The following is a 26,944-nucleotide window of genomic DNA, read 5'->3' as shown; positions in this document are numbered from 1 at the left end:
CCCTGATGTACGACCAGGTCGCCGTGAACCTCACGCACGAGCCAGTCGTCGGCATCGGCTCCACCGCCAGTGGACCGACGGGGCCGCCTGTGTGCCACACCCGGCATTCCTGGGCCTCCAATCCTACGAGTGGCCGGAATCAACCCGCCTGCAAAGTAAGGACACCGATGGTCACCGTCGAATTCACCCCGAAGGACATCCCCGCCTTGCGCCGGGCCGCGAAGTTCCTGCGCCGCACGGAACTGAACCTGCCGGACACGGCCGACTCCAAGACCCACGACGCCATCCTCATCTCCGCTCTGCGGCTGGACGACCAGGCCGACGAGCTGGGCGGGCAGGCCCCGGATCCGACCGTGAACGGGACCCGGCGCCCGATCTTCAACCAACTCGTCGCCCCCGAGGCCGCCGGGCCCATGCTCCACGAGGAGGCGAATGCGCTCCTCGACGCCCACGAGGACGCGGTCCGGGCCGCCGCCGCGGTGGGCGCGCTCTGTCTCCAGGGCGCGATGCTCGCCCTGCACCCGAAGACGGCCAACCCCCGGCACGGCTGCTGCGCGACGCCGAAGGTCTGCAAGGGGACGCACCGGCCGGAGTGCCGGAGCAGCGAGCACACGATCGGCGGTCAGGTGCCGTGGCCGTGCAAGTCGCTGCGCGCCGTCGGGATCCGCACCGACGCCGACGCCGAAACCGTACGCCAGACCCTGGCCAAGCTGGAGCGGGATGCCGGGCGCGACGGCTACCCGAGCCGGAAGAAGGCGAACCGCGGCTACGCCGTACACGCCACCAGGCAGATGGACGGCGGCATCGGCGACACCGGTGCGTGCGGCATGTACTTCCCGCAGGACACGGAGAGCAGCCTTGAGGCCCCCGGCACCGACGTGTCGTGCCAGGCCTGCGTGAAGGCGCTCCTCAGCAAGCGCGAGGAGGCCGCGGCCGCCGCAGAGGCCACGCACCGCTGCACCCTGCCGCCGAACCGGTTCCTGCCCTGCGGCTGCTGCCCGCACCAGGTCTGCGAGGACTGTGAGCGCTGCGCCCACACGTGCGAGTGCGGCACCGGCGGACCCCCCCCGCCCAGCCCGCCGGGGACGCCGATGAGCTGTGCCCCAACGGCCAGCCCCGCCCGGAGTGCTCCGAGAGCGACCCATGCGAGCCCTGCTGGCAGGACCAGCAGGAGGAGGGCGACACGATCGAGGCCAGCATGGGCCTGCGCTGAACCCCGCATCCACGGCCTGCGCCGACCGGCGGGGGCGGGGCCGTTGGCCTGCTCCCGCAGGACGGGCTCGGTGCGCCCGCCCGGGCGCACCGAGCCGCAAGGACGGCGCCGTAACGCCTCCGCCCCCCGGCGCAGGCCGACCCGAACGGCCGGCCGCCCGCCGGTTCCCTGAACTCCGTAGAACCCCCGCCTGCTGAGCATCACGCTCGCTGGGCGGGGGTCTGTCTTTGTCTGATCAGCGGAGCTGATCCGGTCTGGCCTTCGAAAGATCACGTCCACGCCAGGAGTACAGCCATGAGCCAGTCTCTCGAATCCACTGATCCCCGACAGACGGAGCACACGCGCTGCGACGGCGTTCCGGACCTGGGGCCCGCGCACTGCCACCTGTGCTCCGAGATGAGGGGGCGAGACGAGGTCTCCCCGGGACCGCACTGCCCGACGCGCGCCGTCGAGGCCGCCAAGGTCGCCTTCGAGGTGGCGGCGGGCTACGAGCACGCTGCGCCGGTGGTCTTGCACGCCGGCGAGTTCGCTGATGTTCATGGCGCAGTGAGCGCCGCGTTGCAGGCATGCGCAGAGCAGATGCCGGAGCTGCCGCGGCACACGGTGCCCATTGCGGCGAGCCACAGCATCCGCGGCGCGCACGCGGAGCTGGATGGCGTGACGTTCCCGTCTGCGGCCGGACTCACCACTGCCGTGATCACCATCCGCACGGCCCACCCGATCGACCGGCTGACGCTGATCCTCGTGATCAGCCAGATCTCCCATGAAGTCGAGAGCGCAGCCGAGGAGCAGGACGACGCCTACGTCGCCGAGAAGATCTACATCATCGAGGAAGGACCCCGCGCATGAACGCCACCACCAGCAGCGCGGGTTCGACGTGGCGCGACCGCGCCGCCAAGACGATCGGCCGGGTGCTCCTCACCCTCATGATCGCGACGAACGTGATCGTCCTCGCACCGGCGGCAGTCTTCTGCGTCATGACCGGTCAGTACACGCCGATCATCATCAGCATCGCCTTCAGCGGCGGGTGCTGGTGGATCCTCCTGCGTGCCCTTCGGGCTCTTGCCGAGAAGCGCCGCGCGAAGAAGGCGCTCATGAGCGCACCCCAGAACTGAAATCGCAGTCCAGATCCGATCCGAAAGAAATACAGCGCCATGAGCACCAGCACCATCAGCACGAACGATCTTGCGAACCTTCAGGCCGGCGACAAGGTCGTCGTCAAGAGCCTCGACGAGAACACCGAGGAGAGCATCTGCACGACCGCGGTTCTCGACCGGCGCGACGTCCCCGCCATCCCCGGCTGGGGAGGTCGGGAGGAAAAGACCTTGGTCCGGCTGGGCAACGGTTCCTGGTACGACCTGGCCACCGGGCTCCAGGACGACTCCGGCGCCACGCGCATCGAGCGCGTGGCCTGACGAACAGCACAGCCAAGACCCCCGCAGAAGACCGTCGCCGGGGGTCTTCCTTTTTCGCGCGCTCAGCCCCGGCTTCTTACTCCGAGTCAGTCGGGCTGTGCAGTCCTTATTGAAAGTTCTTTCGAATGGCGTGGCCTCGAATCGACAGGTGATCCCGAATGGCCTGACAGAGGGACGAGTTGGGGGAGAGGGATCGGATGTGACGCGGGCAGTGCGCTGCAAGGCAGCGCCGGGGGTCTCACTGCCGAATCCATCACATCTTCCCGGGGGAGACCGCCATGCCCGAGCGCAGCGAGCACGCCCTGCTCTACATCAAGTATGTCGACGACGCCCTTGCCGAGCAGGGTGTCGCCGCAGTCGAAGGCGCGATCTCCGGCATCAGCCTGAGGATCCTGGCGCGGGCTCTACCTGACGGCCGGACGTCCGTCGCTGTCTCGCTCTACAGGCGCGTGCACCGCATGCGCGCCTCGGGCAAGGCATTCCACTACTGGACCTCCGAGAAGCTCACGTCGATGGCCCGCACGAAGAAGGACCTCGTCGTCCTGCGCGAGATCGACCGCCGCACCGGCAAATCCACCACCCGCCATGTCTTCTCCGAGACCGTGGTCGAGTCCTGGATCCACGGGCTGTCCGCGACACTGCAGCAGTGGATGCGCAGCAACCCGCAGGCCCGCCGGCTCGAAGGACCGGAGCCCGAGGGAGTCGACAACGCCGTGGACCAGGCGATCGCCGCGATCCGCGAACACATCGGCGAGCTGCCGAACTGGAACGACCGCTTCCCACTGCTCAAGGACGACCGGCAGGATCGTCCGGCCTCCGCCTACCTGCCCTATCTCGATGCCCACAACCATGCGCAGGTCGCGAAGAACCTCTTCGGCGTGCGCGCCTACCGTCGGCCGCTGGCTCGCGAGGTGGAGCGTCTGGACATCAGCACCCTGAGCTGGTTCGCCATGTTCCGCGGGCTGGTGCCCGTGGACTGGCTCATCGACGCAATGCGCACCACGAAAACAGCCAGCGGCCGCAGCCTGATGCGCGAGCTGTCGCTCACATCCCTGCAGCGGCGAGGCATCCGCTCGATCCTGCGCCGGACTCCGCAGCCGGTGCTGCGACGGATCCTCAAGGAGCCCGTCCACCAGGCGCGGCGCACGCTGGCCGATGCAGCCGACTGCACGGCTCACCGTTTGGCCATCACCCGTGACCTCGACCTCCTTCCGGAGATCATCGCTGCCCGCGGGCAGCGCCGGGTCCGCGGCTCCCGTGACCTCGAGCATCTGGTCCGGGACTTGCCCGCAATAGAGCGCTGGCACGACCCCCGGGGCCGCACGGCCCAGCGCGTCATACAGGAGGAGATCTACGCCCATCGCGAGATGGAGCACTACAACCGCGAGATCCGGCTGCTTCCCGAGGGCACGGCCCAGGTCGCTGAATGGGACCTCTGGAAGGACGAAGCGTTCCGCGTGCAGGCGTTGGGTCTGATCGAGGACCGACGGCGCGAGCTGATGGCTGCCCGCGATCGTGAGCGCTACGAACGCGAGGAGGCGCGCCGCCTCGCGCGGATCGCGAAGCAGGCCCAGCGCCACCAATGGGCACTGCATACGGCCGCACTGCTGGATGGTCGGGAAGCAGCTCCCGGTCTGAGTCTCGTCGTCGCCCGTGATGCCGAGACGCTCTCCCGCTGGGGTGCGATGCTCAACAACTGCATCGGTGGGTACGCCGGCGAACTGGAGCTGGATGTGTTCGCCGCGGTCTGTGAAGCGGATGGCCGCATGCGTCTGAACCTGCAGATCACGCAGTCGCATGGCGTAGAGCAGATCCTCGGGAAGAACAACCGCGACGCTGTGCGCGAGCTCGGCGAAGCGGCCCAGCAGGTCGTCGACGGGCTGGTCGCCATGGAAATCAGCTTCCACCCGGATGCTCTGGGCATGGACGGGCTGCGACTGCCCCAGAGGACTCACTGACGCCAAATCTCTACAAGAACCCCGACCTGGTGCTCCGGCATCAGGTCGGGGTTCTTCTCTTGCTACCCGGAATTCCGGAGGAGCACGTGGGCTGATGGGAATCTCTTTTCTGTGCTTCCCCTGCTCTGTTATCAGCACAGCTGATTCGGGAGACGAATCGCAAGTATGAGCCCATGAGACGTCAGGGGTGACCACCGTGGCCCAATACAGTCAGATGCCCATGTTCACTGACACCCTCGGATTCCTCTCGAACTTCAATGAGACGCCCTTCTTCGTCCCGCTGCTGGGACGCAAAGCTGCCTCCGGTGAACACGCATTCAACGCACTGAAGACCCTCGATCCGGCTGAGCAGAACCACGTGCTCAGTGCTCCGACTCCCGGCGAAAGCAAGGGGCGGGGCCGCCGGGTGACGCTTCGCCCCGGATGGAACACCGGAATGCGCGTCTGGGCCATGCAGCGTGTGCTCATGGCCAAGTTCGCTGTCCCCGGCCTGAGTCAGCGGCTCGTCACCACCGGTGACCTGATGCTCGTCGAGACGAATCACTGGCATGACCAGTTCTGGGGCTCGTGCTTCTGTCCGAAGCACGAGCGGGTCCCAGGCACGAACATGCTCGGCGAGTTGCTGATGGCCATTCGCGCACACCACAGCTGACGGTCAGTTGTCACACCGGAAGCCCTCCCCTGGCAGAGCGTCATGCTCCGCTGCGGGAAGGCTTCCTTTTTCACTTCCCGCTCTGATGCTGCAGACAGTGCAGCGAAGACCCCACCGCCCGGAGCAAGTGCTCCGAACGGTGGGGTCTCTTTTTCCGCGGCCCTGCGTGTGCCTACCTTCTGAGTCCCATGAACGGCGGGAAAACGATCTCCCCCATGAGCAGTGCACCGAGCAGAAAGGACAGCACCGAGACACCCATGACACCGAAGGCGAAGACCGTCGGCCTCTCCTTGTACAGGGTCTTCGTCTTCGCCCGGGCAATGAGGCCCGGGCTCTTCTTGTGCTCGTGCTTGCCGTCATGCGGGCCGATCGCATTCTCGTCGCGCATGATGCTGCTCCTCCTGGAATCATCGTGTCGGGTTGGTCTGGTCTGGCTTCAACGGCCGCGGATGTGAGCTTGCTGATCTCCATGCTCAGTTCTCTACCTTCTCCTCCGCATGGTCCTCGACCTGGGAGGCCCTGTCGGGGAGTTCGGCTGCCTCTTCGACCTGGTTGTCCTTGACGGGGTATACGCGCCCGTCAGCGGAGCGGTAGAGCGTCCCGGCCTCGATCAGCGGCAGCACCCGCGCGGGGCTGACCATGCGTCCGGCGTGCGCGAACTTGTCGCCGTCGCGCTGCCACAGCAGACCAGCGGCGCCAATCTCGATGATCTCGGCATCGGTGCCCGGGGTGGCGGTGGGGATGAACTCGCGGGAGACACGAAGGGGTTCGCCGCCGTCGGCCTGGTCGTCGTCCTCGTCGGGGGCGACGTCGTCGCCCGCGAACATCACAGCGTCGAGTACCCATGCGCGGGCCTCGGACATCGCCTTGAGTTCGGTTCGGTCCCCCTTGCCGTCGAGCGTGCCGCCCGTGGAGAACTCCCAGCCTTCCGGCGTCCACTTCCACAGCATCCGCACGACCCGGCCGCGCTCCTCGTTCACGTCGTGGACTTGCACCACAGCTGCACTCGCGGGGTGGACCAGGGTGCGCGAGGTCCACCGGCCGGACTTCTCGGCCTGGGAGATCAGCTCGACCGCTTCCGCCGGGAGCCGCTTGGACTCCTCATCGAGGCGGGCCGCCTTCTCCTCGGCCGCTGCCTTCTCGGCCTTCTCGGCCTCCTCGTCCACAGGGGTTTCCCCCGGCCAGTACTGACGGGCAGACAGCAGCCGGTACGGCTGCCCCTTCACGTCGTCGTGGGCGGTGTCGGTCTCCGGCTCGGTCACGGCCTCAGCCTTCATCACCCGGGACCACAGGCGGTAAGCCCGCTCCCCGTCCTCCGTGAGTCCGAAGGCGCGCACGCTAGGCGCCACGGCGAACACCTTCACGTACCCGGCCGACCACAGCGCCGGGACACGGTCCCGCTTGATACGGGCCGACACGTCGGCACGGTCCGGGCTGACGTCGTACGCCTTGAACCCCCTGCGCGTCTCCCTGACCTTGCCCTCACGGATCCAGCCCAGCGCCCGCCACTGGTCGCGGGAGAAGCTCGCGGCGGCGGCCTGCTCGATCTCGGCCGGTGTGACCACGCCCTCATCACGGCGCGCGTCGTCGTCGGCGTGCAGCTGGGCGGCGTGCTCGGCGTCGGCCCGGTTGTCGAACTGCATTGCCGCTCTCTCGTACTCGGTTCCGTCGCCGAACTTGTCCACCCACACCGTCACGGGGGCGTGCCGGGTGCACTCGACACCCCAACGGGTCTCCGCCAGGTCGAACGCGGCGGCTCGGGCGAACGCCTCACCGGTGTACGCCTCACCAACGGCCATCGGCTCGGCGTCGTTATCATCGTCGGTCGCAGCCGGCTCGGGGGTGGAGGTCGCGACCGGGGCGGCCACTGGCTCACCGTCGGCGTGCCTGCGGACGATGTCCCGGACGTCTTCAACGAACTCGCCGTCGATCACGGACGGGCTACCGATCCGGTCGCCGTTCGGGGCGACGATCACCCACGGCCACACCTCGCGCTCCTCATGAACCACCCTGTACACCTCGCCGCGCGTGATCGCGTGCCACAGGCCGTCAGTGATCCGCTTCACCGTGATCCGCCGCTTACCCGCCATGCCCCCGAGCCTTTCTGTGTCGCTGCCGTTCTGCTGTGTGTTCGTGCTGCCTGCCGGGAGAGCGGGGAAGTCCTCGATCCCCCGCGCTGCCAGTTCCCGGCACTCCCCGCACCGCCAGTCCATCGGCCACACCCCCCGGCAGCACCGGCGCGGCGCCCTTGCCTCAGCCTCCCGGGCCGCCTCACACCGGGCCTCCCGGCGGTCCCGGATCCGCGCCCGCCGCATCAGCGACTCGGTGCGCTTGCGCGTCTTCTCCGCCTCGACGGCCGCCCGCGCCGCGCCCTTCCGGGCGACGGCCAGGCGGCGGCGTTCCTCACCGCCCCCGGGGAGCACCGGCAAGGCGTGCGCGTCCTGCCCAGCGTGGCTGTCCCACTGGCGGGCGCGGCGGGCCTTGCGAACGGACGCCATGACGTCGGCCTCATCGCGCAGCACGCCCGGCCCGGCAGCCTCGGCGAGCCTGAGCGCCTCGTGTCCGTCCTCCGTCGCCACGACCAGGCCCGAGGCATGACGCGCGAGGTAGCCGCAGCGGACCAGTAGCCGCACCCGCTCACCCTTGACCCGCCGCCCTGTACGGCCGTCCGCGTCTACCGCGCGGAACCCGGAACCGTCGGCCTTCAGGCCACCGGCGACAGCCAGCCGCACCGTGTCCACGAACGCGGCGCACCAGCCGAGAGCGGCCATGGTGCGGGCCGCGTCGTACGGCGCCGCCACCTGCCCCCCAGCAGGCAGAGCCAGCCGGGCGGGAGCACCCGAATCCAGGGTCGCGTCGCTCTCCGCCACCCCCGAGCCGACGAGTTCGGCGAGGGCAGCGACAGCCTTACGGGCGGCCTCGTTCGCCCGCTCCGCCTCTTCGGCGGCGTCGGCGGCGGCCGGACCGTACCCGGCGGCGTCCGCCACGGTGGCGGCTTCGATGGCTGCCGACGCGTAGTCGGACGCACGCGCCGCGTATTCCTCGGATGCCTGGAGGTCGCCGGCCTCGGCGGAGCGCTCCGCGTCCTTGGCGGCGGACTCGGCATCGATCCGGGCGGAGAACGCAGCCAGGCTCGCCCGGACCGTGGCGACCAGGGCGACCCGGTCGGCGCGCATGTCGGCGGCCAGGGCGGCGGCAGTGTCCTGCGCCTTCTTGTCGCCGCCCCGCTCGCGCACAGCCGCGCGGGCTTCCCGCTTCGCACGGTCGTCGCCGTCGGCCGCGCCCTGGACGATGAGCGCATCGGCCAGCGCCTTGGACGGCCACGGCGCCCGCTCGCCGTTCTCCAGAGCCTCAGTGAGCAATTGCCCGCACAGCTCTGCCGCACGGTCGCCCCACTGCTGCCAGTGCAGGGCGCACGTCTTGGGGTCGCCCTTGGCCAAGTCGCGGGCGAGGCCGACCACTTCCCGCCCGGAGAACCGGCCGCCCCCATGGGCATCGTCGAGGATCCGGCCGGCCAGGCAGCGGGCGCAGGCGACGAACCGGCCGAGTTCGCAGCCCTGATCGGTGACCACAGACACCCAGTAGCGGGCACCGGAGCGCTTCGCGCTGCACTTGCCGACGTAGGGCGCGGACATCGCACAGTACGCGTCGGCGTCGGCCGCCGTGTCGTCGTCGGCACACACGGAGATCACGCGGAGACGGGAGTTCGCCACGCCCTCCAGGGCGAGACTCCACACCTTCCACTCGGCGACGTAGCGCCGGTTGTCGGGCCCCTTGCGCGCCCAGTCCTCACCCGTGCGGCCCTGATCACCGCCGAGCACGGCAAGGTGCTCGAACCCCCAACGGCATTCGGCGACCAGGCCCACGGCACCGAAGCGGCGGACCAGGAACACTCCGCGCTCAAGCTCCACACGCTCCGGCGCGCACGCGAACGCCGGGGCCTGCGCTGTGTACTGCCCGTACTTCGCCCACAGGGCGGTGAATCGGGTACGGGTGGCGGAGTCCTCACGGATCCAGGCGAGCACGTTGGTAAGGGGGCGGTTCTCGATGTTGGCGGGCCACCAGTACGAGCCGTCAGCGTCGTGTCCGGCCTCCCACTGGTCCTCTTCCGGACGGCAGTGGGTGACGGGCCGGATCCGGAACGCGTGCCCGGCCGCCGTCGTCAGCACCCAGCCGGAGGCGGGCTCCCGCCCGTCCAGGAACGACACGGCCGCGATCGACTCGCCCTCTTCCAGCGCGGCCGAGAGCTGCCCGGCGGCGACGTCGGTGTAGCGGGACAAGGCCGCCTCAGCCGCCGCCAGCTCTGCCACCGCCGTACGCCGCGCCAGGTCACCGGACGCGCCGGGGGCGTCGGCAACCTCGGCGACCATGACGGCCGCCTGCTCCCGCTGCTCCTCGGCCAGCTCACGCCCCGACAGAGAAGGGATCCGCTCGCACTCCGCGACGCGCGCCGCCTCGGCCGTCTCCTGCTCGGCGAGCAGGGCGGCCACCTCGCGCGCATAGTGCCGAATGAGCTTCCGGCCGCCGGCCGTGCCGTGGGCGTGCCCGATGATCGGCGCGGAGACCGCCGACCCGCGCCAGGCCGGAGCGTCGTCGCTCTCGACGTCAGAGAGATCGGTTCGTTCTTGCGTGATCGTCATCGCTGCACCTCCAGAGCATCAGTGGGTTTTCCGGTGGTCCCCTGAGGCGACGCGATGATCAGCCGCCGTGATCCATTGACTGCCCGGGCCAGCCTGAGCTTCCGGCCCCACCCGCCCAGGACATGAGCGAGAGAGGGCCACGACTCGAAGGTCTCCAGCGTGAGGACGTCGCGACGGCGCACCAGCGCCGGGATGTGCAGCAGCGTCAGTTGGACGTAGATCATGTGCATGGCCTGCGGTGCTATGTCCTCCGCCGTCACATGCAGCTGCGTCTGCGGATTCAGGCCGTGCCCCAGCATCGCCTGCGACAGGGCGATGATGAACGCGCCCGCGCCGCAGGCAGGCTCGTACACATTGGCGAAGCCGTCCCTCTGCACCTGCTCGACTACCGAGTCGATCTGCATCTCGGCCATCAGCTGGGCGATGTCGTAGGGCGTGTAGTACTGGCCGAGCCGCTCGTTGCCGAGCTCCAACTCCATGTAGAGCCGGCCGAGTACGTCGCAGGGCTCGTGCTGCATCTCCGTGGTCACCAGCGCCAGGGCGTGAGCGAAGCGGTCCAGCTCTTTTCTGCTGTAGCGGCCGGCAATCTGGAGGTACTGCCCTTCGCGCGCTTCCCAGGCCTCGCTCCCGCGGACGTCCACGGCGTTGCGCAGAGCCAGCGCCGCCATCTCGACGAAGTTGTCGAAGACTTCGCTCATCCGTTTCGCGCCGGTGTTTGCTGCCAGCAACTTCACGATCTCGCGGTAGCCGCTCATGCGCCCGGCTCGGGGCTGCTCTTCGAGCTGACCGTGAGGACTGCGGCGGAGCCCGGAAGCTCCTCATCCGACCCGAGCGGCTTCCGCCGGGCCTGCTCGCGAAGCGGAACCAGCGCCCTATCGCGGATGAACGCGAGCACGATATCGTCCGACAACTCGATGCGGCTGCTGATCTCTTCGACTTCGGCCTTCGAGGTCGCATCCAGTGCCTCACGCATCAGACCACCTCTTTACTGCGCTTGCCCGCGGGCTTCGCGGCGAGGGCCTGCTGTTCGACGTGGCGCGCCGCGATGTACAGGCCTTCGCGGTTCAGGTGCCGCGAGTAGCTCGAGTCGAGGTAGAGCACGGGCACGTCGCCCGCGGCCTTCAGCAGCGCCGGGTGCAGCAGGTGCTTGATCGGGCCCGAGCCGCCGCCGTAGACGTAGACGACCTCGGTCGTCGCGCCGGCCTGGGAGAGGACGTCACCGAAGGAGGAGACGATTTCGTCGACCAAATAGCTGGCCTCATCCTCGACGAAGCCGGCGGCACGCTGGTGACGGTTCTTCACCAGCACCGACGGCTCCGCGTGGAGGAAGTCCGCCAGCTGCTTGCGCGAGGAGAACTGCAGCGTGGCGTCCGACTCGCTCATGCGCTCCATGGCGTTCATCAGTGCGGTGCCGTAGCCCTCGTCGAGGGTGTCGGCCGCCTCGGGGTTGAACCGGCCGTCGGTGAAGACCGGGAAGTTCACGGTGCCTTCGCCGACGTCGACGCCGATGGTGTTCTGCACCGCCACCAGATCGGAGGCCGAGACGCCCTCCACGATGGACGCGTCACGGGTGCGCAGATCATCGAGCAGGGCCTGTGCGAGCGGCTCGCCCTTGTCGGTGATGGCGAACTGCGCGGAGGCGCCCTCGGCCATCACCTGGACGTCGACGAACTGCAGACGCACCGAGACGGGAGTGCTGAAGTTCTTGATCGTCACCAGGTGCACCGTCGGATCCGCGCTGCCCAGCAGACCGATGAACTCGGCGGCGTAGGCGTGGCGGCGCGCGACGAACTCGGAGATCGGCAGCGCCAGGCCGGCGCGCACCTGCACGCGCAGCTCGTGATCGGGCAGCGCGCCGTTCTCGCGGACGTAGTCGCGCAGGGCCTTCGCGGCGAAGACACCCAGGACCAGGACCTTGCTCAGCTCCTGATCGGCCTTGGAGTGCTTGCCCAGCACCTCGAACTCGGTGAACTTCGAGCCACGCACAGACAGCGCTGCGCGGCCGAAGATCCGGCGGTCCGACGCCGCCACCAGGGGAGTTGTGAGCGAGCAGTCGATCTGGTTGTAGAAGTCGCCGGCCAGCACGGATGCTGCATCCGCGTCGGGGAGTGGCACCTTCGGCGAGGTGCGGGAAGTCGAGACGACCGCGCTGGGCAGATCGATCTCGTCGAAAGTCCCCTGCTTCGTGTTCTGGATGACGCCTTTGACGTAGCCGTTGCCGACGTCGATGCCGCCGGTAAGAGTGATGGTGTCGTTGCTGTTGGCGCTCATGAATTCGGTCCCTCGGTGTCTGTGTTGTCTGCCTGGAAAATGAAATTCACCGCGTCACTCAGCGCCGAGTACTCGCCATGATTTCGTCGATGGATGCCTGCTTGGGCGGCTCCGGCGGTGCGCTGGGGGCGCTTGCCGCGGGTTTCTCGGCCGTCTCAACCGGTGCGGGAACCGGCTCGGGCTGGGCTACTGGCGCTGGGGCTGTCTTCTCGACGGCGGCGGCCGGGTCGATCTCGGCCTCGTCGGCGACTGCGGGCTGAGGCTGAATCGGCCTGGCGGCCGGACGGCGCTCGGTGACCGTCTCGTCGTCCTCGCGTTGCTCGATGCTCTCCAGCGGCGGTCGGCCGCGACGCGGCAGCTGCTCGACGGGCTTGTAGTAGACGTCGACGTATCCGTCGCGCTGAATGGACTCGCGAATGAGCAGTCGCAGCGACTGCGAGATGTTCTCCTGCTGGTCGAGCCACTCGATCACCGAGGTGTCGGCAGCGGGCACGGTCCAGCGGACCTTGCGAGGTTCACCCGACTGATTCGCCATTGCACTCACCTTGCCCCGACACTCGCTTCTGCACTTCATCCGGTCGTTCGCCGGATGTCTCTCGCTCTGTCACATGGACTCACCGCCCTTCGCGCTTCCTCTCGAATGTGAATCCACTCTAGTGTCCCTATTGAGTCCTATGCAAGTCCCATTCGATACACGAGTTAGGTGCCAATGGTGTCCCTATCGAGTGCTGGCGGGGACACCTACGAGACACCTCTGCGCCTCCACCTGGGGCGACCGCGCGCAGGCCGCCGAAGCCATGCGCTTCTGCGCCCCACCTGCGACACCATGGGTGCTCACGCTGGACGCCTCCGAGACGCCCGCCGTACCGGAAGTGATCCAAGAAGGCCGCATTGGAGTACCTACGGCGTCCCGTCTGTGTCTCTTGGGAGACGCCACCCGGCACCCCTGCACAGGCGAGTCCTCAAAGAGCACCGGGGGCGACGCCGGAGCGGCACAGCCGGAGCGCGGGCGAGACGCCAGGGGGACACGCACGGGACTCTAAGTAGCTCACCGCAACCAGTCGGTGTCTTATCGGCGTCCCTGTCGCGTCTCGGGAGTGTCCCGATGAGGTGCCTCAGAGACACGGGGGAGACGCCGTTTCACGACTGCCGCATGAGGCCGGGAAGCCTGACTGCACCCCCTTGTCGAAGCCCGCCGGCGGGCACGGCGAACCAGCCGCGGACAACCGGCGGAGCGAGACCGGAACCGTCGGCGGCGTGCCACCGGAGCAATGCTGTTGCGACGGTCGGTGCAGGGGCGTCATCGGGCCGTCGTGGTCACGCGGAGGAGAGCAGAGGGAGAAGGCGCGGAGGGGAGTAGACCCCGCATGCAGCGAGTGGGCGAGGACCGGCTTGCTTCTGGGGGTAAAGGCCCGTGAGGCAGAGGCATTTGCCCCCAGAAGCAGCGCCTGGAGGAAACTCACAACGGCCCGATGACGCTGGAGCCGTTCGGCTCGCTCGTCTCGATGAGCGGCTGGTCGCAGCAGGTGGGCTCTCTTCTTCTGATGCGTCCACGGGGGAGCGCCCCGGGCTCGCCGCGCAAGAGCGAGACGGAGCACCGCCCGGGGCCGGAACGTGCGTCGTCGACACAGTGCAGAACGCCCGCCTCGGACGCGATGCATATAGTGCTGGCGCGCTGCTGCGGCAGCACCGGAGCAACGACCGGGGCACGGTCGAGTCACATCGGTGCAGCCAGCACAACACGATGGTGCGAGGCCGGCTGCGCCGTCCGCAGCGAGCGATGGAGCAGAGCGTTATCCACAGCCGGAGCGACGGCGTCGCGAGAGGACGGATCCGCTGCGCGGCGAGGGCTGTGTCGCCTGCGGTAGCAGGGTGATGAACCGGGGCTGCGCCCCGTCGGGAGCAGACCCGTACCCCCGCCTTGCTCGTGCCTCGCGAGGACGGATCAGCGTGGGGGTACGGCCGTATCACGGACGGCAAAACAGCAGTACACCCAAAAGGTGCGATGACCAGGCGAAACAGTCAGACCCGTACCCCCGCTGCGCGGAAAAGGGGGAGGGGTACGGGTCGAGAGGGTACGGACTGTTTCCCCTGATGTTCCAGGCTTCCGCTAACGCTCCAGCCGTGGAACAGCGAGGACGACGACAAGGAAGCAAAGGGCATAAGGGAACCTGATAACACGTGTCCTGCGGACCCTCGCTTCGCTCGGCCTCTCCGCTGCGCTCCGAGGACGTGTTAGTCGGCATAGCCGACGGGTTCCACCGCTCGCTTCGCTCGCCGGTCCGTCGGTCGCTGGCGCTCCCTCCGGCTATGCCCAGCGCTGCGCTTGAGAGAGAGGAAGCCCCACCACTGCCCCGCTTGTCCACAGATGTGGACAGCAGCAAAAGGGCGCAGCAGTGGTGGATCGCCTGGCGCTGCGCGCCTGGCTCAGGCGAGAAGTGACGACCCGTGCGACGGCTCGCCACGCGATCCATCCGGGAGCAGACCGCGCCAGCAAGATCTTCCGAGTCGTCAGCCAGCAAAGCTGGCACGGGAGCTGGTTCGAACATCGCGATCACACGGGCCCCACCGGGGTCCGCACTCGATGGTCGCCACCTGCACCCGAGTCCACGAAGAGGCGCCACCGTGACGCAGTCCCAGCCCGAAATCTCGCCCTACGACACCGGGGCCCGCTGCGAGCCGAAGTTGTGGCAACCGAACAGCGAAGCCGTCGCCGAGGTGATGCACTCCGGCGAAGCCGGGGACACCGGCAACGTCGACTTCACCAACGGCGAGAACGGCACCGTCGTCACCGTGCACGTCTCCCGCAGCAATGACGGGATGTACACCGTCCACCTCATGCCGATGTGTAACGACGATCAGATCCGCGTGGAGCTCCACCGGGAGAAGGACCTGGCCATCATCGAGCCCGGTACCAGCCGGCCGGTATGAGCCAGCGACATGCAGGCCGCCACGCCTGTCCAGACATCATGGCCACAGCTCTCGACTCCAGATGTGGAGACCGTCGAGTCACAAGGAGAGGAGACTCGAATGATTGCTGAAATGATTCCAGAATCGTTCTCGCACGTCGTCCTCGTCACCGGTTCCCGCAGCTGGAACGACGAGAAGAGCATGCGTGAGACGTTCAACGACGCCTGGCGCGACTGGGGTCCCAAGAACGTCACCCGGCCGGTGCTCCTCTCCGGACACTGCCACGAGGGTGCCGACGCCATGGCCGAGCGCCTGTGGCGGGCCGCCGGCTTCGAGATCCGCACCTTCCCCGCCGCCTGGTCGGCTCATAGGAAGCGGGCCGGCTTTCAGCGCAACCAGGAGATGGTCGACGCAGCCCAGGTCTTCCGCGACGCCGGAGCTCAGGTGCTGTGCACGGCCTTCCTCGACCTCTGCCGGAAGCCCGGATGCCCGCAGCGAGACCAGGAGCAGCTCATGCCGCATACGCCGGGGCACTTCTCGCACGGCACCATCCACTGCAGGTCTCGCGCGCGAGCCGCGGGGATCAAGACGACCAACGTGATCCATCCGTCGCTGCCGCCGTTCTGAGACGCACGAAGGGCCCTGCAGTGTGCTGCAGGGCCCTTCAAGGACGGATGGGAGGAAGTGGCCGGGAGGCGAACACCAGGCTCAGCGCTACTTGCTCCGATCGATGCCGTGTGCCTCGTCATAGGCCTTCATGACCTTCTTCGGGATGCGTCCCCGTTCCGCGAACTCATGGCCCTCCTTCTTGGCCCACTCGCGGATCCTGTCGCGCTCCTCGGCAGTCGTCTCGGGTACGACTCGCTTCTTGACGGGCGCCGCCTTCCCGGCTTTCCGGCTGACCTTCAGATACGACTTCAGCGCGTTCTCAAGGTCCTTCTGCTCCTCAGCGGTGAGGTCGACTTCGTACCAGGTGTCACCCAGGCCAAAGGTCACGGTAGCCGCATCCGGCTTACCACTGAGATCTGACTCGATAATGCTTCGAATGGCCATACCGGCGAGAGTAGCCGATGCGCAAGGACCTTGGAAAGTCTGTCACGGTCATTCGAGATAAGTGTGCCATTTGAACCCGAGTGAGACTCGAAAGTAACTGCTAAATGAGCAGAAGGAGATAATCTCACTGCTAAAATCACAGCAAATGAGGGGTGTCCCATACCTCGTTCTCCACCGACCAACAACCCCGATCGAGAGGTTCCCGCCATGTCCACGCTCCACACCGTCGACGACCAATCGCTCACCGACGAGGACACCGACCTCTTCGAGCTGCTGTGCCAGCGCAGGGGCTGGTCGGATCAGTACCTGAAGGAGATCGAGTCCACCGAGCACGACGAGCTCCTGGACCTGGCCGAGATGGTCGAGGCCCTGCATGAGGCCCGGACCAGGGGCAAGAAGATCGCCATTGCCCCCGACTTCGACATGGACGGCATCTCCTCCGGTGTCCTCGGCTACGCCGGCCTGTCCGAGCTCGGCTTCGACGTCGAGCTGCACCTGCCCGACTACCGCCGCGGCCACGAGCTCGCGCCCGAGGACATCACCGAGATCCACGCGAAGTGGCCCGACACGCGGGTCCTGCTCACCTGCGACGGGGGAGTGAACTCCCATCGCGGTATCGCCGCCGCGCGTGCCCTGGGCTGGACGACGCTGGTGACCGATCACCACGAGGAGCTCGCGCCGGGGTCGACCGCGGACATCACCGTCGACCCGTGCCGGATCGACGAGACCTACGCCCACACCGGGATCTGCGGTGCCCACGTGCTCTACCAGGTGATCGAGGCATACACCCGCGTGCACCGGCCCGAGAAGCTCTGGGAGATCCACCTGCTGGGCCTGTTCGCTGGCCTGGGCACCGTCTCCGACGTCATGCCCGTGCTGTACGAGAACCGCCAGCTGGTGCGTGATGCGATCTCGATTGCCCGCCTGCTGCGCGTCGCCGCGCCGAAGACGATCCCCAATCCCTGGGGTGGGTTCGACGCTGATCCCGATGCCATCGACGTCGAGCAGTCGATCCTGATGCAGCTGTTGCGCACCGAGTCGCATCACCCGGTCTTCTTCCGGGCTTTCGAGGGCTTCGCGATCGTGCTCAAGGCCTTCGCGCAGATCGGCAAGATCCGAGACGTCGACGACCTCGACGAGGGCTTCTTCGGCTTCTACCTCGCCCCGGCGATGAACAGCCCGCGCCGTACGGGGGCCTCGCTTGAGCCGTGCTTCGCGGTGTTCACGGCCGCCGGTGCTGACGTCAAGCTCAAGGCCGCTCACCAGGTGATCGAGAGTAACGAGTTGCGCAAGCAGCTGGTCATCGAACACATGGTAGAACTCACCACCGGGGACCAGCCCTTGGCCCCGTGGGTGTACTTCTCGGACGCCTACCCGGGCATGTACGGGCTGCTGGCCAACCGGATGATGGAGCTCAACGGTCACCCGGTCGTCGTTCTCAACCGCCCCACCAGTCCCGACGATTTCGTCAGCGGCTCCGGTCGCGCGCCGGGGTGGTTCGACATCATCACCAGTCTGGAACCGCACGACGGACTCAGCGCCATCGGACACCAGCAGGCCTGCGGCGTCCGCGTCGCGAAAGCCGAGAAGCTGGGCGACCTCGTCGCCGTGCTGCAGGAAGCCACCCAGCTCGCCCTGCTCGCCGTCAGCACCGATGGCCCGAGCGGTGATCTCGTGCTCGGCCCGGACGCCGACTGCGACGCCGGCCTCGAGGACCTGCAGCCGTTGTTCGAGCTGGTGCGCCGTACCGAGCGACTCAAGCCCTTCGGGCACGGCTTCACCGCTCCGGTCGTCGAGATCGCGATCGAGCCCCTGGGCCTGCGCGTGGACCGGATCGGATCCGAATCGCAGCACCTGCGTCTGGTCACCCGGTCCGGCCTGTCCTGCCTGTGGTGGAACGTCGCCGAGGAGAAGTTCGACATGCTCCGGGGCTTCGTGCAGCGCGCCAACCGCACCGAACTCGGCACGCTGCGCTTCACGGCGACGCTGCAGTTGAACGCCTTCCGCGGTGACACCCGCGTCCAGGCCGTCATCAACGAGCAGATCACCACGGCTGCTTGAGCCCCGTAGAGGAGGAGACCTTGACGACTTCACCGATCACCTCGCGTCTGTTCAGCATCGGGTGGTGCGTCCTCGTGCCGTTCGCCGCCGTCGCGGTCTACCTCGGCCTCGGCACCTTCGCAGTCCTCCTCGTCGGAGAGCCGATCGTCGCGACCGTCGTCCTGGGCATGCTCGTCGTCGTCCTGGTCGGTTCGATGAGGATCCAGCGGCCCCGGTGGCTCGCGCATGCGCCGGCCCCGCGGCCGAGGCCGGAGATCCCACGCTTCGGGTGGACCGTCCTCGGCTGCGCGGCCCTGGCCTTCCTCGCCGGGCAGTCGCTCGCCTTGTGGATCTACGTCACGGCCGGGTCCGCCGGCTTCGACGCCTCGAACCAGACCAGGCAGGCGGCGGCGGCTGTGGCGACCCTGCTGCTCACCCTGGTCGCGGCTCCCGCCGGGGAGGAGTTCCTGTTCCGAGGGCTGATCTACCCGTTGCTGCGCAAGCGGGTGAGCATCCTCGTCTCAACGCTGGTCACCGCCGTAGTGTTCGGCCTGGTGCACGGCAACGCCGTGCAGTTCGCCTCGACCCTGCCGCTGGCGGTGCTCCTGGCTTTGGTCTACGAACGCACGCGCGTGCTGTGGCCCTGCGTGCTCCTGCACCTGGGCTTCAACCTCGCTGCCGCCCTTGTCCCAGCACAGGCGCTCGGCGCTCTGGCGAACCCCGTCTCCGCGGTGTTCCTGTGCCTGGCCTTCGCTGGTTGTGCCTTGGGGCTCTACCGGCGGGTCGCCGGCGGGACTGTGCCGGGCGCAGTCCAGGGCGCGGGAGGCGAGTCCGCGATGCAGTAAGCGAGGTACTCAGCCTCTTCTGAAAACGATGGTGCCCTCCGTGCGGGACCCGGCGGCCTTTCAGCCGCCGGTCCCTCGTGCGGAGGGCATGCTCGTGGTGACCGGGGTGATCCGGTCACCGGGGGTGTGACTGAAAGTAACTATTCAGTCATACTCATCAGGAGAGGAGAGGATCTCATCATGGCTATCGTCAGCACCTGCACGTACGACTCAGGAGGACAGCTCGTCCGTCCCGACGCGCTCGACATCAGCCGTGCGAAGATCCGTCTGGACCTCGACACTGGTGAGAAGCCCACCTTCGATCGCGGTCACACGCACGTCTTCGTCGTCTCCGACATGGGCGTCACGGCTGAACAGGCCCGTGAGCGAGTGAATGCGAGGCTGCGCCGGTTCTTCGATCGCGCTGAGTCTGTTCGCGGCTTCCGCAAGATCACGATGGAGAAGAGCCAGAGCAAGAACCGGCTCAACCTCAACACCACGATTTCCTACGAGATCCTCTACGTCGTCGAAGCAGACGAGCGATCCCGTAGCCGCAGTCCCGAGTCCCCCAATGCGGGATGCCAGCGAGGCTGAAGCACGGTCACCCCCGGGGTGGTTCGCGCCATCCACGCCTCGCACTCATCAGCACATGCAAAGAGGCCGGAGAGCTCCCTTCCCACGGGGATGCTCTGCGGCCTCTCTGTTTTCACGTTCCAGTGCAACATCGATCACCTGGCGTCAACGATAGCAGCTGTCGTGGATCACTCGCAATGAGCAGCGAATGTCAGTCCAATGCCCTCTCGTGTCGAGTGGATCCTCATGAGTGAACAACTCGGACAGAGTTCTGACTCGTGCTCGGAGGGCGCGTCAGGAGCCTTCTGTGAGCCTCAGGGCGCCGAGGATGTTCCATGCGGCTTCCAGTCCCGCTGAGGCTCGGCCGCGCCGCCTGGGGGCCGCACGGCGGCTCGGCGTGGAAGTCCGCCTCGACTTGGTCGCCAGGGGGCTGGGCGCATCGAGCTGCCAGCTGTACCACGAGACGTGGTACACACCCGAAAGCAGTGTCTGACCTGGGAAAACACCTGGACCGTAAGGCTCTTTCCCGCATCGGGTGTACCACATAGGAGCGCCGACGTGGTACGACGTTTTACCTGGTCGCCCAGCATTTCCCGTCGATGTACCACGAGTACCACGCCTTTTTGACCGTTTACATAGGGGACGCGTTCGGGAGCGGTCCAGGCGGCTCCAGCCCCAGCTCGCCAGTCTGCTCTCTTATCCCCCCTGCGCGTGTATCTAGTCTCTATTTCCTGGTACAAGTGGTACGGGGGGTATATAAACACCGCCTGACCTGGGCAAACACCTGTACCACGTAGAAAGTGCCACGTGGTACACCTTGCTCTTGAGCTCCCGGAATTCTCGCTCTGACCTGGGGGAACAGGTGTACCACGTCAAGTGGTACACGCTCGTTTACCCCTAGAGGGTATGCGGGCGTGCGGCGCTCGGGATCCTCCTGGAGAGCGTCCGGTCGATGCTCTGGTGGCAGCTGGCTCGACCGGTCAGAAGAACTCCTCCGAACCTCGACCGCGGGCCGGGCGGCTCACGCCGCCCGCGGGTGCGTGGTCGAGTACGAGAAGCCAGCGACTCCGTGGGGCATGTGCCCGACGAGTCGCTGGTTCTCATGTCCCACCCAGGCTCGCGACGCGTGTGGCGTGGCCGTGGCGGTCGCGCGCTCTCTCCAGTCCCTGTCGGTGGCCCTTTGGGCCTCCATTAGCCACCATTCGTGACATCAGTCGACTCTCTTGTTGGATGGTGACTCAATCGTTGAAAAAGGGCACTCGGATGACGTAGGGTCAAGATCACGTTTCGTTCGATTACGAGTCCAATCGGCTTCCCACTCATCGCCGGCAGGAACTCGATCATGATCGAGAAAGCAGCAACATGACGCCTCCTGATGCCCTCATGTCCGTACCTGCCGCCGGTTCCAACGCCGGACCGCGCACCAACCCCGTCGCCGACGTCCTGGCCAGCGTCATGGGGTACTTCTCGAGCCGCGACGACATGGCTCCGCAGAACGAGATCGTCACCTACGTCACCGCCGCCTACCTCGACCAGATCGACCCGACCGATCCTCCGACGCCTCGTGTGCTGGAGAAGGAGCTGCTGGCGATCGTGGGCGGGGTCATCAAGGCCGAGAATTTCAAGGCGGCCACGGCCGCCGAGAAGTACCCCCTGCCGAGATATCTGACGTACTGGCAGGTCGCGCAGATCCTCCTGCGTCTGCACCACGTCATCCGGATCGCGCCCAACGCCAAGGACACCGACCGTGAGTACGACCTGCTGGCGATGTACCAGGCCGCGGGCCGTGCGCGTGGGACGTACACCACCAGCGAGGACGACATCCGCACCACGGCGCGCATGTACAACACCCAGCTGACCCTCAAGGAGTTCGCCGAGGTCCTGGCCGTTTTGCGCGAGGACAGCCCGCGTCGGCACCAGAGCACGAACCGCGACTTCATCGCCGCGCGCAACGGCATCGTCTTCTACGGCACCGAGCCGCTGGACCTCACGATCTTCGGCAAGGACTTCCACTTCGAGCCCAAGCAGGTCTACCCCTTCGACCCCGCCATCGTGCTGCTGACCAAGAACGACGTCGACTACGTGGACGACGCCCCGCAGCAGGTCATCACGCACCCTGAGGACGGAGATTGGGAAGTCGGCGCCTGGATCGAAGAGCTCTTCGACCAGCCCGGTGACGAGGGTCTTGCCGACCTGATCTGGGAGATCATCGGCGCGATCATCCGGCCGCACGTGCGCTGGGGTAAGACCGCCTGGTTCTACTCCGAGCAGGGCAACAACGGTAAGGGCACGCTCTGCGCGCTCATGCGCAACCTCGTCGGCAGCGGCGCGCACACCTCGATTCCGCTCTCGGACTTCGGCAAGGACTTCGCGCTCGAACCGCTGGTGCGCGCCAACGCGATCATCGTCGACGAGAACGATGTCGGCACCTTCATCGACAAGGCGGCCAACCTGAAGGCGATCGTGACCAACGACGTCATCCAGATCAACCGCAAGTACCGGATGCCGATCGCCTACCAGTTCTTCGGCTTCATGGTCCAGTGCCTGAACGAGTTCCCGCGCGTGAAGGACAAGTCCGAGTCGTTCTACCGGCGGCAGCTCTTCGTGCCCTTCACCAAGAGCTTCACCGGAGCCGAGAAGAAGTACATCAAGGACGACTACCTCCAGCGCCGCGAGGTCCTGGAGTACGTCTTCTGGTACGCGGTCAATCGCGCCGGCGCGTCATCTCCGGGTGACTACTACCAGCTCTCAGAGCCGGTGGCCACCAAGGAAGTCCTGGCCGAGTACAAGGAGGTCAACGACCCCGTGCGCGCCTTCTGGGAGGAGTTCCGCGGGCGGCTGGTCTGGGACCTGGCACCGTTCACGTTTCTCTACGACCTGTACAAGGCCTGGTTCGCCGACGTCTCGCCGTCGGGCTCGCCGGTGAGCAACAAGCAGTTCATCACTGACCTCGTGGCGATCGTCCGGCCGGATGCCCTGTGGCACTGCCCGGACAAGAACCGCAAGATCCGGCCCGGCCAGATGATGCACACCCCCGAGGTGCTCATCGCCGAGTACGAGCTGAAGAAGTGGATGCACCCGAGCTACACCGGCAGCGACCCGAAGAAGAAGTCCCAGCCGACGCTGCAGGCCAACTACCGCGGGCTGCTCCGGCAGACGGGCACATCCGCCCCGACCGACGACACAACTGACGAACAGGACTGATGCACCCATGCCGAAAACCGCTGGCGCACTCGGCGAACTCACCCGGGCCGTACTCGAACTCGCCCGCGGCCAGGGCCGCCTGATCACGGCGATGTCCGACGTCGCGCGCGAGCAGCGGATCACCAACCTTATCGACCGCTCGCAGATCACGACGGACCCCGTGGAGAAGGCCCGGCTCATGAGTGAGGCGTCCGGGCGCATGGATACCCCGCGTCGGCGCTCTCCTCACGACTCCCTCTGAGGCCACGCGCGCCTCCTCCCCAGACACCGGCCGTGATGGTCGGACCGACGAAAGGAGATCCCCACCATGACCACACAGCGAACACCCGACACGGCCTCGAAGGCGCGCTTCACCTTCTACGACATCGAGTCGTTGCCGGACGTCTTCACTCTGTGCGCCTACACCCCGCGGCGCGGCAGAGCCGTCGACGATCTGGAGATCTTCTTCCTCGCCGACGACCAGCAGCTCTCCGACGCCGTGGACCCGCAGGCGCTCTATGAAGCCGTGGTGCGCTCCAACCCGGGCCTGCCCGCGGTGAGCGTCCAGCTGTGGAACCTGCGCGGCGAGCGGGGGAACCTCCGCCTCGCCGCGCTGATGGGCCTCTCGAACGCCGACCAGGTCAACGACCGCAGCGAGGTCTCGTCCTATCCGGCGAGCCTGCGCCCGGTCTGCGACACGGATCCCGAGTACGACCCGCTGAAGCATCCGTTCCTGGCCGGGTACAACTCGCTGAACTACGACATGACCATGCTCGCGCTGTACCTGATGGAGACCTTCCCGGCTCCGCACTCCGGTCGTCTTGTCCAGCCGACGACCGCGCGCGAGATGCGCGAGCACAACGACAAGCTGTTCAACGAGCACATCGAGTACATGCCCGGCTACCTCGGCTGGGACGGCCCGGCAGCCAAGATCCGCCGCGCCATGATGCACTCGGGCCGGCACCTGGACGTCGCCCGTCTCAACGAGCTGCAGACCAAGGTGAGCCTCAAGCGCCTGCTCGGGATGCTCGGCCACCAGATCAAGGAGTCCGAAAAGCTCAGCCACGACACCTCGATCGCCGCGGTCGAGGATCTCTACGAGCTGCTGGCCTACAACGTCTCCGACTGCCTGGGCCTGGCCCAGCTCTTCCAGCACCCGGCCTACGCCAGCAACTTCGACCTCAAGGCCGGCCTGCTGGCGCAGTACTCCGAGACCGTCTACGCCAAGAACGGCTCGGTGCGCCGGGACCGCCTGACCATCGACTCGTCCTCGGCGAAGTTCGTCGGCCGCATCCTCGCGCCGTACACCTCGCTGAACGACATCGAGGCCGTGTCGTTCCTCTATCCGGCCAAGGAGGTGGCCGAGGAGCAGGGCATCTCCCAGGTCAACGTGCTCGACGAGTGTGTGCGCTTCTTCGAGGACAAGGTGGCCCCCGACCCTGCCAAGGACCCAGCCGCGACGCCGGCACAGGCGAAGGCGCACCGCCAGTTCATGCAGGTCGTCAACTACTACCGCTCGATCGAGGGACAGAACTTCAACGACTCCGAGGAGTACCGCGACCTGTTCGACCTCCCGGCCAAGTCCTTGCGTGAGCTGCCGAAGACACCGAACAACGTGCCCTACTTCCACCGTGACGCCTCCCCGTCATCGTGCTTCGCCACGTTCAGCACAGGCGGCATCCACGGAGCCGAGGCAGACATGACAGTCTTCGACGCCGACTCCTTCGAGCACCGAGAACAGGCAGCCATGATCGGCCTCGCCAAGCTCTTCTACCCGGACGCGAAGGACTTCGTCGCCGAGGCCAAGCGCCAGCACAACCTGCTCGCGCTGCCCGACGGCACGACCGTCGACAAGCGGCTCGTGCTGCTGGGCTCGGACCCGAAAAAGGTGAAGTACCGCAAGCCGAAGAGGGACGACCCGGACCAGGCCGCGCAGCTCGCGCGGGCGCAGGCCCAAGTGCCGGATCCGGCCCAGCTGCTGGGCACTCAGCGCCCGGACAACGAGGCGATGCACGTGCGCCTGGCCGACGGGACCGTGCTCGACGGCAAGATAGTCCTGGCCGTCACCTCGGCGGTCAAGGCCGTCTATCGCGATGAGCCGGCGAAGAAGGCCCCCACGCTGTTCACCGCGAAGGCCGACCAGTCCACCAAGCTGCACCCGAAGTTCGCACGGACATCGGCAGGCCTCGTCATCCACGAGGACTTCACGAGCTACTACCCGAACCTGCTGCGCAACATGAGGGCGTTCTACAACCCCGAGCTGGGCGAGGACCGCTACACGACGATCTTCTTCGAGAAGGAGCGCCTGGGCTTCGAGATGAAGAAGCCGGAGATCTCCGCCGAGGAGAAGGCCCGGCTCACGACCCTGCGCAACGGCACGAAGCTGATCCTCAACTCGGCCTCTGGAGCTGCTGACGCCGCGCACCGGACCCCGATCAGGATGAACAACCGCACCATCTCGATGCGGATCATCGGCCAGCTGTTCAGCTGGCGGATCGGGCAGGCCCAGACGCTGGCCGGCGCGCGGATCATCTCGACGAACACCGACGGCCTCTACTCCGTCGTCGGCGGCGAGAACGGCTTCGATGAGACCACCAACAACCGGGTGCTCGCCGAGCAGCAGGCCGCCATCGGCATCGACATCGAACCGGAACTGATGTTCCTCATCAGCAAGGACTCGAACAACCGGCTTGAGCTGGAGTCGCCCAGTGAGGACCGGAGCGTCGCCGACAGTCCGATCATCACCGCCTCCGGCGGGACGCTGGCCTGCCACGTGGGCCCTACCCCGACGAAGTCGCTGGCCCACCCGGCCGTGATCGACTTCGCCCTGGCCCGCTACCTGCAGACCGTCGCCAGCAGGGGAGAGGAGGCTCTCGCCGAGCCGTTCGATCCCGCGCTGGGCCGGAAGATGATCGAGGAGGCGATCGACCCGGCCGATCCCGTGGGGACGCTGCTGCTGTTCCAGAACGTCCTCGCCGCCTCGCGTGGATCAATCACCTACCCGTTCGCCGCCGACCCGGTCAGCGCCGCGCCTGACCGTGACGACAACGAGGACTCCAATGCGCAGCTGGTGAACCCGCGGGCCCTGCAGATGGTCAACCGGGTCTTCATCGTCCACGACGGCACTGATGGTGCCGTGAGCCTGCACAACGCCGGCGCATGGAAGGTGAACCCGGCCAGCCAGAGCAAGCGGCGCGAGTCCGGCAGCGCCGGGGTGCGACGTGACCCGATCGCGCTGGAGATCCTGCGCCACCACGGGTGGGCGAAGAACCGCAGCGAGGCCAGCACCTCCGACGGCCTCACGCTGCTGCCCGATGACCAGGACGTCGTGATCCGCCGGATCAACGGCATCGACCCGCACTGGTCGGTGATCGTCGTCAACGACGACCTCCGCGCGCTGCCGGCCGCCCGAGTCGAGCAGCTCATCGGGGCGCTCGATCTCGACATCTACACCCGGATGCTCGACGAGACGTTCACCAAGAACTGGAAGAACGCCGCCTGATCAGCGCCTGCACCACCACCGGACCACAGGGTGCCGGACCGTGTCGACACGACGCAGCCCGGCACCCGAGTCGTTTGAGATGAAGGCGAGTCTGGCTCGCCATGGCAAGAGAATCGAGAGACGTCATGTTCCAGACCACATTTGTGTCCGATGCCGTGCCGACCGAGACGTCCGCCCAGGACGACGACGCCCAGGCCCAGCAGGAGAAGAACACGACCCGCGACGGCATTCTGGTCCGCCGGGGCCAGATCTGGGAGGAGCTCGACACCCGGCAGGGCAAGCGCCGTGTCGTCATCGAGTCCGTTGCGGACGGGGAGGCCCAAGTCCGGGATCACTACGGCACGAAGCACTCCACCCTCAGCGTCTCCCGAATGCACAGGCACTCCACGGGCTTCCGCCTCGTCGAGCCCGGTGAGCTGAAGTACGGTGCGCCGACGGTCTCCTCGGACGAGAACACACAGCTCTGATGGCTCGCGCGCGCGAGAGCACCATCGAGGACTACCTCCTCAGCCAGTGCCGGGCGCACGGCTTCCTGTGCCTGAAATTCGTCTCGCCGGCACGCGGGGGAGTGCCCGACCGGATCGTCGTCGCCCCCGGCGGCACCGTGTTCGTCGAGGTCAAGCGCCCCGGTGTCGGCGTACACGTGAACGTGGCTCTGGCAAGATTTTCGTAGCTGGAGATCATCTCGGTGACACGGTCGTCCGGTCCGC

23 protein-coding genes are annotated in these 26,944 nt (G+C 67.1%); 16 read left to right on the top strand and 7 right to left on the bottom strand.

All coding sequences use genetic code 11. From position 1 onward, the window contains the following. The first annotated feature begins 167 nt into the window (after positions 1–167). From QCN29_RS14890 to QCN29_RS14865, 6 genes are all read left to right on the top strand, one after another. Positions 168–1,385, top strand: coding sequence for a hypothetical protein (locus QCN29_RS14890; protein ID WP_279928457.1), 1,218 nt, complete (start codon positions 168–170; stop codon positions 1,383–1,385). Between the two features lie 122 nt (positions 1,386–1,507). Beyond that, positions 1,508–2,062, top strand: coding sequence for a hypothetical protein (locus tag QCN29_RS14885; protein ID WP_279928455.1), 555 nt, complete (start codon positions 1,508–1,510; stop codon positions 2,060–2,062). Continuing rightward, positions 2,059–2,328: a hypothetical protein gene (locus tag QCN29_RS14880; protein ID WP_279928454.1), complete on the top strand. Its 270-nt coding sequence runs from the start codon at positions 2,059–2,061 to the stop codon at positions 2,326–2,328. The genes QCN29_RS14885 and QCN29_RS14880 overlap by 4 nt, the downstream gene beginning before the upstream one ends. A gap of 39 nt (positions 2,329–2,367) precedes the next feature. Next, positions 2,368–2,628 carry a hypothetical protein gene (locus tag QCN29_RS14875; RefSeq protein WP_279928453.1) on the top strand — a complete coding sequence of 87 codons (261 nt, stop codon included), beginning with the start codon at positions 2,368–2,370 and terminating at the stop codon, positions 2,626–2,628. A 278-nt stretch (positions 2,629–2,906) separates the two neighbouring features. Next, positions 2,907–4,586 (top strand): hypothetical protein, encoded by a 1,680-nt coding sequence (locus QCN29_RS14870; RefSeq protein ID WP_279928452.1) that lies wholly within the window; start codon positions 2,907–2,909, stop codon positions 4,584–4,586. 220 nt (positions 4,587–4,806) lie between these two features. Then, positions 4,807–5,238 carry an NADAR family protein gene (locus QCN29_RS14865; protein ID WP_279928451.1) on the top strand — a complete coding sequence of 144 codons (432 nt, stop codon included), beginning with the start codon at positions 4,807–4,809 and terminating at the stop codon, positions 5,236–5,238. A gap of 172 nt (positions 5,239–5,410) precedes the next feature. Here QCN29_RS14865 and QCN29_RS14860 read toward each other — a convergent pair whose 3' ends face one another. The 6 genes from QCN29_RS14860 to QCN29_RS14835 all read right to left on the bottom strand — a co-directional run bounded on the left by QCN29_RS14860 (position 5,411) and on the right by QCN29_RS14835 (position 12,684). Further along, positions 5,411–5,626 (bottom strand): hypothetical protein, encoded by a 216-nt coding sequence (locus QCN29_RS14860; protein WP_279928450.1) that lies wholly within the window; start codon positions 5,624–5,626, stop codon positions 5,411–5,413. Positions 5,627–5,711: 85 nt separating this feature from the next. Next, positions 5,712–9,878 carry a hypothetical protein gene (locus tag QCN29_RS14855; RefSeq protein ID WP_279928448.1) on the bottom strand — a complete coding sequence of 1,389 codons (4,167 nt, stop codon included), beginning with the start codon at positions 9,876–9,878 and terminating at the stop codon, positions 5,712–5,714. Next, the gene (locus QCN29_RS14850) at positions 9,875–10,633 is read right to left on the bottom strand and encodes an N-6 DNA methylase (RefSeq protein WP_279928447.1); all 759 of its coding nucleotides are present in this window, start codon (positions 10,631–10,633) and stop codon (positions 9,875–9,877) included. The genes QCN29_RS14855 and QCN29_RS14850 overlap by 4 nt, the downstream gene beginning before the upstream one ends. Next, positions 10,630–10,851 carry a hypothetical protein gene (locus QCN29_RS14845; protein ID WP_279928445.1) on the bottom strand — a complete coding sequence of 74 codons (222 nt, stop codon included), beginning with the start codon at positions 10,849–10,851 and terminating at the stop codon, positions 10,630–10,632. The genes QCN29_RS14850 and QCN29_RS14845 overlap by 4 nt, the downstream gene beginning before the upstream one ends. After that, positions 10,851–12,149, bottom strand: a complete 1,299-nt coding sequence (locus QCN29_RS14840; RefSeq protein ID WP_279928444.1) for a ParM/StbA family protein — start codon at positions 12,147–12,149, stop codon at positions 10,851–10,853. The genes QCN29_RS14845 and QCN29_RS14840 overlap by 1 nt, the downstream gene beginning before the upstream one ends. 58 nt (positions 12,150–12,207) lie before the next feature. Beyond that, complete coding sequence (locus QCN29_RS14835; RefSeq protein ID WP_279928443.1) at positions 12,208–12,684, bottom strand: hypothetical protein; 477 nt, start codon at positions 12,682–12,684, stop codon at positions 12,208–12,210. A 2,090-nt stretch (positions 12,685–14,774) separates the two neighbouring features. Here QCN29_RS14835 and QCN29_RS14830 point away from each other — a divergent pair. Then, positions 14,775–15,080, top strand: a complete 306-nt coding sequence (locus QCN29_RS14830) for a hypothetical protein (RefSeq protein WP_279928441.1) — start codon at positions 14,775–14,777, stop codon at positions 15,078–15,080. A 111-nt stretch (positions 15,081–15,191) separates the two neighbouring features. Next, a complete protein-coding gene (locus tag QCN29_RS14825; protein ID WP_279928440.1) occupies positions 15,192–15,686 on the top strand; it encodes an SLOG family protein in 495 nt (164 codons plus the stop codon). Between the two features lie 87 nt (positions 15,687–15,773). On the opposite strand, the gene QCN29_RS14820 is transcribed toward QCN29_RS14825, so the two are convergent. After that, on the bottom strand, positions 15,774–16,112 hold the full coding sequence (locus QCN29_RS14820) for a histone-like nucleoid-structuring protein Lsr2 (RefSeq protein WP_279928438.1): 339 nt from the start codon (positions 16,110–16,112) through the stop codon (positions 15,774–15,776). A 207-nt stretch (positions 16,113–16,319) separates the two neighbouring features. On the opposite strand from QCN29_RS14820, the gene QCN29_RS14815 reads away from it, so the two are divergent. The 8 genes from QCN29_RS14815 (at position 16,320) to QCN29_RS14780 (ending at position 26,907) form a co-directional block, all read left to right on the top strand. After that, entirely contained in the window at positions 16,320–18,173 is a 1,854-nt protein-coding gene (locus QCN29_RS14815; RefSeq protein ID WP_279928437.1) for a DHH family phosphoesterase, read from the top strand. A gap of 20 nt (positions 18,174–18,193) precedes the next feature. Further along, complete coding sequence (locus tag QCN29_RS14810; RefSeq protein WP_279928436.1) at positions 18,194–18,997, top strand: CPBP family intramembrane glutamic endopeptidase; 804 nt, start codon at positions 18,194–18,196, stop codon at positions 18,995–18,997. 180 nt (positions 18,998–19,177) lie between these two features. After that, positions 19,178–19,570 (top strand): hypothetical protein, encoded by a 393-nt coding sequence (locus tag QCN29_RS14805; RefSeq protein WP_279928434.1) that lies wholly within the window; start codon positions 19,178–19,180, stop codon positions 19,568–19,570. Positions 19,571–20,932: 1,362 nt separating this feature from the next. After that, on the top strand, positions 20,933–22,753 hold the full coding sequence (locus QCN29_RS14800; protein ID WP_279928432.1) for a DNA primase family protein: 1,821 nt from the start codon (positions 20,933–20,935) through the stop codon (positions 22,751–22,753). A 7-nt stretch (positions 22,754–22,760) separates the two neighbouring features. Then, complete coding sequence (locus QCN29_RS14795; protein WP_279928431.1) at positions 22,761–22,994, top strand: hypothetical protein; 234 nt, start codon at positions 22,761–22,763, stop codon at positions 22,992–22,994. A gap of 66 nt (positions 22,995–23,060) precedes the next feature. Beyond that, positions 23,061–26,234 carry a hypothetical protein gene (locus QCN29_RS14790; RefSeq protein ID WP_279928430.1) on the top strand — a complete coding sequence of 1,058 codons (3,174 nt, stop codon included), beginning with the start codon at positions 23,061–23,063 and terminating at the stop codon, positions 26,232–26,234. A 125-nt stretch (positions 26,235–26,359) separates the two neighbouring features. Further along, positions 26,360–26,701, top strand: a complete 342-nt coding sequence (locus QCN29_RS14785; protein WP_279928429.1) for a hypothetical protein — start codon at positions 26,360–26,362, stop codon at positions 26,699–26,701. Then, the gene (locus QCN29_RS14780; protein WP_279928428.1) at positions 26,701–26,907 is read left to right on the top strand and encodes a PDDEXK family nuclease; all 207 of its coding nucleotides are present in this window, start codon (positions 26,701–26,703) and stop codon (positions 26,905–26,907) included. The genes QCN29_RS14785 and QCN29_RS14780 overlap by 1 nt, the downstream gene beginning before the upstream one ends. Positions 26,908–26,944 lie beyond the last annotated feature (37 nt).

Source organism: Streptomyces chengmaiensis, from assembly GCF_029846775.1.
In the GTDB taxonomy this organism is placed as follows: Bacteria; Actinomycetota; Actinomycetes; order Streptomycetales; family Streptomycetaceae; genus Streptomyces; species Streptomyces chengmaiensis.
Note: the sequence above shows the minus strand (reverse complement) of the source record. Positions and strands in the feature narration are given on the sequence as shown.